The sequence below is a fragment of the Undibacterium sp. Tian12W genome, assembly GCF_049339405.1.
Taxonomy (GTDB): domain Bacteria; phylum Pseudomonadota; class Gammaproteobacteria; order Burkholderiales; family Burkholderiaceae_D; genus Undibacterium.
In genome coordinates, this window is the sequence record NZ_JBMPPK010000010.1 from 1 (window position 1) to 12813 (window position 12813).

Annotated in this window: 11 protein-coding genes; 4 read left to right on the plus strand and 7 right to left on the minus strand. The window is 50.6% G+C overall.

Translation table 11 applies throughout. The features are described from left to right. The coding region (locus ACO0LI_RS13725) for an IS5 family transposase (RefSeq protein WP_423033014.1) at positions 1-547 on the minus strand (547 nt) is incomplete at its 3' end. A gap of 110 nt (positions 548-657) precedes the next feature. Here ACO0LI_RS13725 and ACO0LI_RS13730 point away from each other — a divergent pair. Next, a complete protein-coding gene (locus tag ACO0LI_RS13730; protein ID WP_423033015.1) occupies positions 658-1686 on the plus strand; it encodes a hypothetical protein in 1029 nt (342 codons plus the stop codon). 113 nt (positions 1687-1799) lie between these two features. Here ACO0LI_RS13730 and ACO0LI_RS13735 read toward each other — a convergent pair whose 3' ends face one another. After that, entirely contained in the window at positions 1800-2582 is a 783-nt protein-coding gene (locus ACO0LI_RS13735) for a 3-hydroxybutyrate dehydrogenase (RefSeq protein ID WP_422950713.1), read from the minus strand. An 18-nt stretch (positions 2583-2600) separates the two neighbouring features. Further along, positions 2601-3350, minus strand: coding sequence for an acetoacetate decarboxylase (locus tag ACO0LI_RS13740; RefSeq protein WP_422950714.1), 750 nt, complete (start codon positions 3348-3350; stop codon positions 2601-2603). Positions 3351-3755: 405 nt separating this feature from the next. On the opposite strand from ACO0LI_RS13740, the gene ACO0LI_RS13745 reads away from it, so the two are divergent. Continuing rightward, the gene (locus ACO0LI_RS13745) at positions 3756-4403 is read left to right on the plus strand and encodes a DsbA family oxidoreductase (protein ID WP_423033016.1); all 648 of its coding nucleotides are present in this window, start codon (positions 3756-3758) and stop codon (positions 4401-4403) included. A 135-nt stretch (positions 4404-4538) separates the two neighbouring features. Here ACO0LI_RS13745 and ACO0LI_RS13750 read toward each other — a convergent pair whose 3' ends face one another. Further along, positions 4539-5099 (minus strand): hypothetical protein, encoded by a 561-nt coding sequence (locus ACO0LI_RS13750; RefSeq protein ID WP_423033017.1) that lies wholly within the window; start codon positions 5097-5099, stop codon positions 4539-4541. Between the two features lie 309 nt (positions 5100-5408). Between ACO0LI_RS13750 and ACO0LI_RS13755 the strand changes: the two genes are divergently transcribed. Further along, positions 5409-6086 (plus strand): hypothetical protein, encoded by a 678-nt coding sequence (locus tag ACO0LI_RS13755; RefSeq protein WP_423033018.1) that lies wholly within the window; start codon positions 5409-5411, stop codon positions 6084-6086. A gap of 219 nt (positions 6087-6305) precedes the next feature. After that, positions 6306-9248 carry a hypothetical protein gene (locus ACO0LI_RS13760; RefSeq protein ID WP_423033019.1) on the plus strand — a complete coding sequence of 981 codons (2943 nt, stop codon included), beginning with the start codon at positions 6306-6308 and terminating at the stop codon, positions 9246-9248. 74 nt (positions 9249-9322) lie between these two features. Here the strand turns inward: ACO0LI_RS13760 and dxs are convergent, their stop codons facing one another. From dxs to ACO0LI_RS13775, 3 genes are all read right to left on the minus strand, one after another. After that, complete coding sequence (gene dxs, locus ACO0LI_RS13765) at positions 9323-11164, minus strand: 1-deoxy-D-xylulose-5-phosphate synthase (RefSeq protein WP_423033020.1); 1842 nt, start codon at positions 11162-11164, stop codon at positions 9323-9325. A gap of 405 nt (positions 11165-11569) precedes the next feature. Further along, complete coding sequence (locus tag ACO0LI_RS13770; protein WP_423033021.1) at positions 11570-12457, minus strand: polyprenyl synthetase family protein; 888 nt, start codon at positions 12455-12457, stop codon at positions 11570-11572. A 2-nt stretch (positions 12458-12459) separates the two neighbouring features. Then, positions 12460-12747: an exodeoxyribonuclease VII small subunit gene (locus tag ACO0LI_RS13775; protein WP_162060761.1), complete on the minus strand. Its 288-nt coding sequence runs from the start codon at positions 12745-12747 to the stop codon at positions 12460-12462. Between the last annotated feature and the right edge of the window lie 66 nt (positions 12748-12813).

A 12813-nucleotide genomic window follows, 5' to 3' on the forward strand; every position in this document is an offset into this window, starting at 1 on the left:
CGCCTATGTGTCCCTTCATCCCGAAATACCATTGATTGCCTTTTTTGGTCTGGCGCATTTCCGGATCACGTTTGCCTTCTTTGTTCTTGGTGGAAGAAGGTGCTGAAATGATCGTAGCATCGACGATGGTGCCGCCCGACACTTTCATTCCTCGCTCCTGCAAATGACGGCCTACTTCTTCGAAGATACGTTTGCCAAGGTCATGGCGCTCCAGCAGATGCCGGAATTTGCACACTGTTGTTTCATCCGGCACTGGCTCATTGCCCAGATCAATATTGGCAAAGCTACGCATGGAAACGGATTCGTATAAGGCTTCCTCGACAGCCGGGTCAGACAGGTTGAACCATTGTTGCAAGAAATAAATGCGTAGCATGCGCTCCACGCCAACAGGCGGGCGTCCATTACCTGCCTTGGGATAATGGGGCTCTATCAGTTTGCATAGCATAGCCCATGGCACGACCTGATTCATCTCTGATAGAAACACTGCTCGCTTCGTCGTCTTGGCATAGCGTTCAAAGCCACCTTCGGCAAATGTTGTCTGTCTCATGGTATTTATGATTCAATGGAAAATAAGCTTATATTACCGTTTCTGAATCATTGCTCGGGGACTTAATCAGAGATTCCCTAAGTAAAGTATCCGAAGTACGGCGACCTGCTATGAAAGAGTTAGTTGCGCGAATTTTTCCAAAAGCGGCGAGCGCTTGGGGACGAATAGGTTATGAATCGGACTCGGTATCTATCTGGCGAAATGAACTTCGTGTCTGCTGCGCTGATTTATTCGATATTTATTTTCAATTCGGATTGTCACCAGACTATCTCAGTAGATCAGAATTAAACAGCCTTTTAGATGTTGCAGAAAATCCGGGTATGGCTGCGAATATTCTACTCGCTGCAAATCTCACGATACGCGCAAGCGGAAGATCGAAAGCTGCAGATTATATCGACCGGCTTAGAGATCTTCAGGATGAATTAACATCCGCAAAAGCTATCGGTTTATTGACGGCATTATTTGAAATTGGAGATGTCATACTTGGTCCGAAAGATGAAAGTCAAGGGTTTTTTTCCTTGCAAAATAGTTGGCGATTGAGTTTTTTAGTTAATCACCTTTTTAAATATATTCCTGTTGACGGTCGACATCTGCAATTGAGGCAATTGGTGTCGAATGGCAAGGCAATTGGTTTATCTGTAGCTACCGTTGACAGAATAAGGCGAAACATAGAGAAACCAGAGGATGATTCAGTTTTCTCAGTAATCAATCAGCAATTATTCAATGACTTAAGAAGTATAGTTCACGACCGACTTAACAGAATGCCTTCACTTGATTTTCTTAAGTTGCGTGAAATGAGTACGGTGATTTTTATCTGGCTAGCTTGGGGATATCAGAATGACGTGCAAACTAAAATGGTTCCTTTGTTTACAGCAGATGCGCTTTTGCCACAAACGTTGGAGAAATTTTTGCAAGTAGGTAGAGCTCAAGTAATGGGTGATCACGGAGTAAAGCGTACATTAAGGATGAATCCGAATAATATTTCCGAAATCATCGATATAGAAGCTATTGCGCCAAAAATTCATTCTATGCTTAATAACTCTGATCTAACACCGGATCAAAAGTATGCTGGAGAGGATTATCTAAGAAATTTAGATCGAATCCGCAATGGCGAGAATGTTGATCGCTTTGGAGATTGACTAAATAATTTAATTGTTGTCAAATTAAGTAGCAGTATTACAAAAGATGAACCCGCAACTTAATCGTTGCGGGGAGCGGAACAGCGCATGAATGCGCTGTTCCGTAAAACAGTTTACTGCATATGCCACCCATGACTAACCGTGATGGATTGTCCAGTCAACGCATTGGTACCAAAGGCTGCCAGGAATAGCGCGGTTTGGGCGACGTCTTGTACGGTCGTGAATTCGCCATCCACTGTTTCCTTCAGCATCACGTTCTTGATGACTTCTTCTTCTGTGATGCCGAGTTCTTTTGCCTGTTCCGGGATTTGTTTATCGACCAGTGGTGTGCGGACAAAGCCGGGGCAGATGACGTTGGCGCGGATATTGTTTTTGGCGCCTTCTTTGGCAACGGTTTTTGCCAGACCGATCAAGCCGTGCTTGGCGGTGACGTAGGGGGCTTTCAGTGGGGATGCTTCGTGGGAATGGACTGAGCCCATGTAGATCACGCTGCCGCCTTTACCACCAGCGATCATGGACCGCATGCAGGCGCGGGTGGTCAGGAATGCGCCGTCCAGATGGATGGAGAGCATTTTTTTCCAGTTATCCAGACTCAGATCGACCAGCGGGCTGATGATTTGTATGCCTGCATTGCTGATCAGGATATCGATGTTGCCGTAGGCAGCGACTGCGTCAGCCACACCTTTATCGACCTGTGTTTCGTCAGTCACATTCATGGCAACTGCCATGGCGGTGCCGCCGGATGCTTCGATTTCTTTGGCGGTGGCTTGCGCTGCTTCCAGGGCCATGTCGGCGATGACGATTTTTGCACCTTGTTTGGCGTATTCTATGGCGATTTCTTTGCCTATGCCGCTGGCAGCACCGGTGATGAGGGCGACTTTATTATTGAGTAGCATGTGAATTCCTTTATGTGGTTATTTCTTGATGGTGGCGAGGTAATCGTACGCAACTGTGCCGTAGGGCAGAGTCAGGTCAGAAAGGATATGAACAGCAGATAATACTTCCAGCACTGGCAAGCCAGCGATGGGGGCAAGAGCGTGCGGATGCAAATCAAGCGCACCTGGCCCACCCCATGCACCTTTGATGGTGACATCGGTGAGCTGGTACTGGACCAGTTCGCAGATGCGCGGTGTGCCATCGACATGGGGGATGATTTTCAATAAAAAGGTGGGGAGTTCCATGCCAGCCTTGATGGCAGCGTGATCAAGCTTGGTATGCTTGAAACCCATGGTGCCGGTGGCGATGCGGAAGTCGCTGTAATCCAGCGTGCCAACCAGGGTGTCCTTGTGTACCCTGAGTTCAGGCTCACCGAGTTTTTTAGGAAAGCCCCACAACTCACGTCCAGCCGCAATTGGTGGGTGATCGTTCAGATACATGCTGTGCACGTAAGCACCATGCACACCATCAAGTGTCACCGGTATGACCTGGCCGGATTCACAATAATGCCCAAAGCCAGTTGAGTCTGGCATGTTGATGAACTCAAACTTGACTACGGGTTCTGCCAGCTTCAAAGGGGCGGGGATGATTTTTTCCAGCAGCTCAGGGTCCGTGCGGTAGGTGATGATCAGGTATTCCCTGTCGGTAAAGCGATAAGGCCCGGGTGGAAAGGCTGAGTTGGAATAAGGCATTGCAAAAGCGTTACGGCGGATTTCATCTTCTGTCATTTCTTTTTCCTTCGCTAATGCGTGAGTGAGTATAGGGAATGAATACGGTGAATGCAGACTACAAGGATGACTAAGTGTTGCGCTTATGGTCCGGTAATGGTCCGGTAAGTTCGTGCTCCGGGTAAGTAATCGTCATGCCCATAAATTTATAGATATAGCCATATGTGCATAAAAAAAGTGGGCTTATCTGTTTTTTAATGCATATATATTAATTTGCCAGGAAAACTAATGTGTATCAATTTGTACGTAGCGGGCACAGCAGCGTCCGATAGCTCCGGCAGCAGACACTTGAATTGACTGGTAAAGTGCATATATAGCTTGGCATATCGGTGCACAAGCCCCTGGTTTGACGCGCCATCACTTGGATCGCTGTGGCACATAGTCGCGCAGCAGAAAGAAAATATCATGAGTAAAGAAATCAGAATCGACTTCGTTTCGGACGTGTCATGCCCCTGGTGCATCATCGGCCTCAAATCACTGGAAAAAGCAATTGATCAGATAGGTGATGATGCCAAAGTGCAATTGCACTTCCAGCCCTTTGAATTAAATCCCAAAATGGTGCCGGAAGGGCAGGACATCGCAGAACATCTGGCAGAGAAATACGGCGCGACGCAGGAGCAGACCACCAAGAACCGCGAAATGATACGGGCCCGTGGCGCAGAGCTGGGTTTTGAGTTCAATATGGCGACGCGCAGCCGTATTTATAATACTTTTGATGCACACCGCCTGCTGCATTGGGCAGAAACACAGGGGCATCAACATGCGCTGAAGGTAGCGCTGTTTGAGCTGTATTTCAGCAAAGGTGAAAGCCCGGCTTCGCACGAGGCATTGCTGCGGGTAGCGGGTGAAGTAGGGCTGGATACGGCAGAAGCTGCGCGCATTTTGGCGTCTGACGCATATGCTGCCGAAGTACGTGAGACTGAGACTTTCTATCACCAGCAAGGCATCAATTCTGTGCCGGCGATTATCATCAACGAGCGTCACCTGATTTCAGGCGGCCAGCCGCCTGAAGTATTTGAGCGGGCGCTGCGCCAGATCATGACGCAGGAATAAGCTGTAACAGCAGTAAAAAAAGCATGGGCAATCCCATGCTTTTTTGAAGGCTATTCAATCACCCTTGAAGTTATGTGTGTGATGAAATAGCTTACTGTTTGCCTGGGCTTTTACCAGGCGACATTGCACTCTTGCTTACGGAGTGATCTCCAGTGATTGCAAGAACTTGTCCGCCACATCTGCGGCCTTTTTATCTTGTGGCGCATGACCTGCCTGCTGCATGTAGATAGTATGCGGGGCCACGTAGGCGCGCAAAATAAAATCCTGATTCTCAAGCCGGCCTTTTACCTGCTTGCCTTTCAAGTTTGAATTGGGCAAGTCTATATCTTTCCAGCCGCCATCGCTATCGAGCAAAAACTTGTTAACAAAGCTTCTGCGCATATTATCCAGCATGGTGTTCAGGTAGGCGGTTTCATAACCTGGCGCCGATCCATCATCCTGACGAAACTCCAGCACGCCCAGCATCAGTGTACTGCCGCCAACTTCCATCGTGTAAGTGGTGCGCTTATAGGGTGCACCCTTGCGCTCGGGCATGGTCTCTTCGGTTTTTTCTGGTGTCCCTGCCGCCCAGAATTTGACGTGCTTGTCATCTGTCGTCACTACCTGCCCGCCTGCATCTGCTGCCTGCGCGTATCCGCAAGACAGCGCACCTAGCAGTAGGATGGCTGACCAGAGTCGTTTGGAGTGTATCTGCATACTGGTTTCCTTTAAAAATTCCTGGAGTATTGTGGCAGTGTCGTTTTCACGTGCTTGCTATCCACACACTGCACATGTAAAAACTGCGGTGCAACGATTATATTGATGTAGCGCACCCAGTTCAAATACCAGGCGATCAGCGGTAATGCTGGGCGATGTATGGTAGTCGGTACGCATTGTTGTATCCCTAAGCTGCATTTCTTTTACATGTTGCTTCTTGTATTATATGCAAGGCCTAAGGTTTTCTGTTTTTGCACCCAGGGCCTTTAGCAGGCGCTGCCAACTTCCTCACTTTTCCTCACTTTAATCATGCGACTTCACACAGTTACTACCCCATTCTTGCTATTGGCACTTGCTTCTATCGCCCATGCTGAGGAGACAAAATGCGACTCTTATGCCTTCACAGAAGATCACAGCAAGCTGGCACTGGTCAGCGCTAAGGCAGATGCGGAGCAAAAACTGTATTTCTACAAGGATGAAAAGTCTTGCCCTGAAAAGGGCGATGCCTGCAAGACCAAGGCCTATGTGCTGGCAGGAGACGAGTTAGTCAGTAATCAGCGCAGGGGCGATTGGGTCTGCGCCTGGTATCCCGGTGCCAAGCGTGAGACCGTAGGCTGGGTCAGGGCGGACAGCTTGCAAAACAAAACCAGCCTTGCCGAAGCTGTTGCGGCGAAACCAGAAGACTGGCTGGGCAAGTGGACTTACTATAAGTACGCCGAATTGAATATCAAGAAAAAAGGAAAATCACTAGTCTATGACGGCAATGCCGTGTGGGACGGCGGTGGTGGCAATGTCCATGTTGGCGACATATCCGGAACGATGACGCCGCAAGCCAATAAGGCTTTGTTGAAAGACAGTGCAGAAGACGAAGGCTGCAAACTGGAACTGAGTTTGCTTGGCTCTTATCTGATCGTTAAAGATAATAATGTCTGTGGTGGCCTGAACGTCAGTTTCAGAGGTGTTTACCGTAAAATCAGGCAGAAATAAAAATCTTTACTGCGCTTGTAGCACCAAACAAAGACGGGCATGGTTTTCTTATCGGGGTAGTGAGTTCTGGTGGAAATGTGCTCGTATTTTTGAGCAAGTGCAGTCTAAGATAATCTGGTCTTTGTGTTCCTGCACATAATTCTGTAAAGAGCAGGTGCCAGCGATGTACCGGGCACCAGACTTGATGTATTGTAATGATTCACTTCTCTCTGGCCCACCATGATGCTTCAACTGACGCAAATACAAACCCGTTCCTGGATTTTTGTTTTATCTTTTCTCCCGGCTTTATTTTTGCTCACGGGTAGCGCCCAGGCTGCCTCACTGGATGAGGCCAGTAGCAAGGCAATAGTGCAGGAAATTCAGGCCATGGTGAAAACCAGGGAAAGTAAAATCCCTGAATTTGTCGTGCGTGAAGCGACCCCTGAGCGTATCAACCTCTTCTATAACTCGCCGCAGTTAAGTCAGCAAACCACGATTATTCGTGAAAACGGTTTGATTTTTGCCGGTCATGGCAAGCTGCTGAGTTTCAATAAACCATCCGATGTGCTTGCCAAAATGGAGGCATGGTTTCCAGACGAGCTCGCGGCGACACGTGCCATGAAAGAACCGCGTTTCTTTGGCAAGATCAATTTGTTCGGGCCATATCAGGATTGGGATGCAGAGCCTGCCGCTTTCATCGCGCTGTGGAAGTGCACGCCGCAATCCGCCTGGGTCAGGCCTGCTGCGAATCCATTTATGCGTCGCCGTGGTCAGGATTTGTTGTTCATGCCAGGCGCGGCGAATAGTTCTGCCGTTCAGGAATATGACTTTGCCCATTGTATTCGGCAGCGTATTGGTTTTCAGACTGCTTTTACTGATGCTGAAGTCGTTAGAATGCAGCAAGATAGCAAGAAAGTTGCAGACAAGGTGGTGCCGGTACTGGTACAAAAATTCACACAATTGCTGGCGACCAGCCGTTGCAGTGGTACCGGGCCGGATGATTGCGTGCTGGTGATGCGCCAGTGGGCCAGCCTGGCACCAGCCGATACCGCACTGGCGAAGACCATGCAAGCGCTGGAAGCCGAGCTGGCGCTGGATGCTCCTGCGGTGACATCCCAGGCAAGCTTGCCAACTCAAAAAGCTGGCAAACGTGGAGAAGATGGGCTGCCGCAATTTGATGACGTACTTCGACGTGCAGCCTATCTGCGGGCCAAACTCCAGTCTGTCCTGGCTGCGCCATCTGCCTGGCCTGCCAGCGCTCTGACAACGACGCTGCAGCAAATGACGGCGCTGCGCATCGCCGCCATCCCGGCCATGGCACACAATGGCCAGCTGTATGAGATTGATTATCGCAATGAAGCTGTGAATCCCTGGGCTGTGGTGGCAGAGCGCATTGACCGTTCACCACAACTCAGGGATGCGGTACTGGCAGAGTTGCAGCACATCGGCAAGCCAGTTGGCGATGATTGCAGTCTCTTCAGTCAGTGGTTGACGCATGCAGGTGCAGGCATGAACAGTGAATATGCTTTGCTGCATCTGGCTGACAAGCCAGCTTCATCCTGTGTGGCCCCAAACTGGGGGTTGAGGCAGGACAAAGTGCCTGCAGAGCAGCCAGAAAAAGCAGAAAAATCAGAATCTGCGCTTGAACTGCGTGGGCGCTTTATTGATTACCTGAACCATACTGAATCCGCTGCCGTGCGTGAGTTGATATTGGATAAGCTGACATCAAATGGCAGCGCCTGTTTTGGCAAGCCAGCACCCGCAGTATGGTTGCGTGAATTATGCGAGAAATGGATATCCGAGCCACAAACCGTTACGCTCAAACTTGCGCGCAGTAAACTGGTGCTGGACAAGACGCAGCAATTCAGCAAGAAGAGCAGCGTACAGCCACTTGCAGATGCTAGTGGTGTCGTCAAGCAGGCAGGACAAGCGCAATCCGGTTGGCTAGCTAAATTGCTGGACGGTATGAGCGGGGCAGCATTGAGTGACATGCAAGTTCTTGCTGCTGACCTTGAAAAACGTCAGATAAAAGTGCAGGAAGCTGCGGTATGGCGTCACCCCAGGCATGCCAACAGAATGCTGGAATTAAGCCTGAACGATGAGCAAGCGACACGCTTATTCTTTATCGCAGGGCCTGGCGGCATGAAGGCTTTTAGCGTGCCTGCGCGCTTTCGTGGTGGACAGGGGCAAAACAATCTCGCGCAAGTGTCCGATCTGGACGGTGATGGTAATCTCGAACTGTGGTGGGCTGAATCGTTCAATATTTGTGCTGGTGACGCCGGCGACAAAAAGCGTCGCGCGGATTGCAGTGCCACTTCGGCTGACATGGGTGAGGTCAGTGGTGACAGCCTGACTTATTTCGTCCGCTCTCCAAAAGCCGCTGCTGCAAAGACAATTGTGCAACCAGCAGTTAAAAAAGCGGCAGCCGATGATGCTGCATATGTTGCACAGGCGAGACTTGAGCCTCAGACCTGCAATGTTGCTCTGCTTGCTGATACGCTGGAAGACAAATTGCACATCAATTTCGCCTTCAGTCGAAATGTTGAAAATGGCGATCTCATCGCCCTGGTCTGCAAGTCCCATCCCTTGCATGAAGACCGTACTGTTGTCGCCCTGTTCCACGATTTACGAAACAAGAAAGGGGAGGTGCGTGAAGACGCCAAAGGATTTGTCATGGCCGTGATTAACACCAACAAACAGCAGCTGCTGCAAATGTATCGCGAGAAAGTTGAACTGGATGCTAGCACCCGCATCTATGATGGCAGCCTGCGCCTGGATACTGCCCGCTATAATCTGGCACCTGGCCTGCGGGCGCTTGGCGTGCGTATGAATATCGGCCATAGCCCAAAATGCGCTGATGGTGGAATAGACGACTTTCTCATGCTGATGATAGAAGAAGGCAAGAAGCTGCGCCCGGTATTAAAAAATATGGCCATGGCTGGCTGGAGACTGATAGATGGGCCACCATGTTCCCGTGGCGATAAACTGATCGTTACCGATAATGTCGAACGCGATATCGTCGTGTTACCTGGCACAACAAATGGCTGGCATGATCTGCAAGTAGTGGCCCGGCATACGATCACGACTGATAACGGACCTGAAGGTGAAAATGCCAAACCCGTATTGAAAACCGAGATTGAAACAATTTTGCGGGCAAAAGATAAACAGTATTATGGCTGGTGAGGAATTGCAGGAGGGAGATGAAAGAAGACTGCTGGTCAGCAGTCTTCTGTATTTCAGTGCCAGTATTTTTTTGATCAATCGAACCTGGCGCGGATTGACTTCTCTATGCCTGCCGCATCCAGCCCGCATTGCGCCAGCAGCAAACCAGGGTCGCCGTGATCGACAAAGCGGTCTGGCAGGCCCAGTATCAGCAGGGGCTTGTTGATACCCGCTTCGGCCATGGCTTCAGCCACTGCTGACCCGGCACCACCCATCGTGCAGCCTTCTTCGACGGTCACCAGTTCATCATGGCTGGCGGCCAGGGATTTGAGCAATTCCACATCCAGCGGTTTGACGAAACGCATATTTGCGAGTGTCGCATCTAGCTGTTCTGCCGCTTGCAGGGCAGGATGCACGAGAGAACCAAATGCCAGTATCGCAATGCGCTTGCCCTGGCGTTTGATTTCGCCTTTACCCAGGGTGATGGTATCGAGGTCTTTGCCAGTTGGTACACCTATGCCAGCGCCACGCGGGTAACGTACCGCGGCAGGGCCGGGGTATTGATATGCTGTGCTCAGCATCTGGCGGCATTCGTTTTCATCGGATGCTGCCATGACGACCATGTTCGGTATGCAACGCAGATATGCCAGATCATAATTACCTGCATGGGTTGCGCCATCGGCACCAACCAGACCAGCGCGGTCGAGGGCAAAAGTTACGTCAAGGTTTTGCAGCGCAACGTCATGGATCAACTGGTCATAAGCGCGTTGCAAAAAGGTCGAGTAGATGGCGACTACCGGCTTCAGACCTTCGCAAGCGAGGCCAGCTGCGAATGTGACGGAATGCTGTTCAGCGATGCCTACATCGAAATAACGTTTGGGGAATTGTTTTTCAAATTCCACCATGCCCGAACCTTCGCGCATGGCCGGTGTAATGCCGACGAGCTTTTGATCAGCCGCTGCCATATCGCACAACCAGTTGCCAAATACCTGGGTGTAGCTTTGTTTGGCCGGTGCGCTTGCAGGCTTGATACCCTCAGCCGGATTGAACTTGCCCGGGCCATGGTACAAAACGGGATCAGCTTCAGCCAGTTTATAACCCTGGCCTTTTTTAGTGACCACATGCAGGAACTGCGGACCTTTAAGATTGCGGATGTTTTGCAGTGTCGGTATCAGCGAATCAAGATCATGGCCATCGATAGGGCCTATATAATTGAAACCAAATTCTTCAAACATGGTGGCCGGTACTATCATGCCCTTCGCATGTTCTTCAAAACGCTTGGCCAACTCCAGCACAGGTGATGGCAAGACAGATTTGCCGACATTGCGTGCGGCCGCATAAAACTTGCCTGACATCAGGCGCGCCAGGTAGCGGTTCAGTGCGCCGACAGGCGGCGAAATCGACATGTCATTGTCATTCAGTACCACCAGCAAATTGATATCGTCATGTACGCCAGCGTTATTCATGGCTTCGAATGCCATGCCCGCTGTCATTGAGCCGTCACCGATGATGGCAACAGCGTGGCGGTCTTCGCCCTTGGTGCGGGCGGCCAGTGCCATGCCCAGCGCGGCAGAAATCGAGGTCGATGAATGTGCGGTGCCAAAGGTATCGTATTCACTTTCAGCACGACGCGGGAAACCAGAGATGCCATTCAACTGACGCAGACTATGCATCTGGTCGCGGCGGCCTGTCAGAATCTTGTGTGGATAGGTCTGATGGCCGACATCCCATACCAGCCTGTCTTCCGGCGTATTGAAGACGTAATGCAGGGCGATGGTTAATTCCACCGTGCCCAGGTTCGACGACAAATGGCCGCCCGTCTTGGAAACGGAGTCAAGCACATACTGGCGCAATTCGTCGGCCAGGGGCTTGAGTTGGCTGCGCGTCATGCTGCGCAGGTCAGCGGGGGAATTAATGGTGTTTAATAAAGTCGTCATTGTTCTTTTTCATTACTTGGCTAAACGCCCCTGATGATCGGCTATTACATACCTGGCCGACTGCCAGAGCTGCTATCGCATACCTGCACTGCATTGCTGTTCGTGCTTACTTCTGTCTGGCTACTGTCTTTGGCAGAACTCTGTGCCAAATTTATTGTTCGTCATACTTTTTTTATTGCTGTGGTGCGCATGGCGCACCCTACTTAATCTGCTTTTCACAGGGTTCATCTGCGTGAATGGATCTTGCGCAGATGGATTCCAGCTTGCGCCGGGACAAACTTGAAACTACCGCCGTTTTTCGCAGGGTGCGTCTTGACGCACCGTTTTTCGACCAAAAATTTCAATACACATGCACTTAATGGTGCGTCGAGAAGCACCCTACCTAACCTGCACCCCATATCATAATCAAGCCTGGCGCTGCACAATCAAATCTGCCAAGTCGTGCAATAAACTAGCCCTGTCGCCAAAATTCTCTAGGGCTGCATGCGCATCATGGCATAGTTGCGTGGCTAATGCGCTTGAAGCTTCCAGACCCATGAGGCTGACAAAGGTAGGTTTGTTGTCTGCCGCGTCCTTGCCCGCTGTCTTGCCCAGAGTGGCAGAATCTGCCGTCGCATCCAGCACATCATCTACCACCTGGAAGGCCAGGCCTATGGCGGCAGCATAGCTATCCAGCGCTGCGGTTTCATCTGCAGTCAGGTTTTTGCCACACATGGCCCCTAATAATACAGAAGCGCGCAGCAGGGCACCGGTTTTCAGCCTGTGCATCTGCTCCAGTTGTTCGCGGTTCAGGGCGAGGCCAACGCTGGCCAGATCAATTGCCTGGCCACCGCACATGCCCACAGAACCGGCAGCACGTGCCAGCAATTGCAGCATGGCCAGTTTGGCGCCAGCATCACCTTCACCTTCAGACAAGACCAAAAAGGCTTGCGCCTGCAAGGCATCACCGACCAGCAGCGCGGTTGCCTCATCATATTTGACGTGCACTGTGGGTTTGCCACGGCGCAGGGCATCGTCGTCCATGCAAGGCATGTCGTCGTGTACCAGCGAATACGCATGGATCATTTCTACTGCAGCAGCAGCCCGGCTCAGCAAGGCGGCAGGCGCATCAAACAACTGGCCTGCTGCATATACTAATAAGGGACGTACCCGTTTGCCGCCGTCCAGAGTCGCATAACGCATGGCGGCATGCAATTGCTGTGGGACTGTATTTTCGTCCGGCAAAAACTGTTTCAGGCTGGTTTCACACTCTGTCTGGGTTTGTCGCATCCAGTTACCAAATTGTTCACTCATGCTCATTCCTCATTGCCTTGATTGCCGCCCTGATTGCCAGAATCGGCAAAAGGTTTGAGCATGCCAGCTTCCAGTACCTTAACTTGTTGCTCTACTTTTTCTAGCTGGGATGCACAATATTTCACCAGCTCAGAACCACGTTGGTAAGCACTTACAGAGGCTTCCAGCGGCAGCTCGCCTGCTTCCATGCTGTTGACGAGCTTGTTGAGCTCAGCCATGGCATCTTCAAAGGACAGACCCTCCAGATGGGCGGGAACAGCTAGATTTGCAGTTGATTGTTTTTTTGTCATAAAGAAATGTTTGTTTCGCGCCGTTAACAAAAAAAAGTGAAACCAAACGTAAAAATCGGCGGGAAA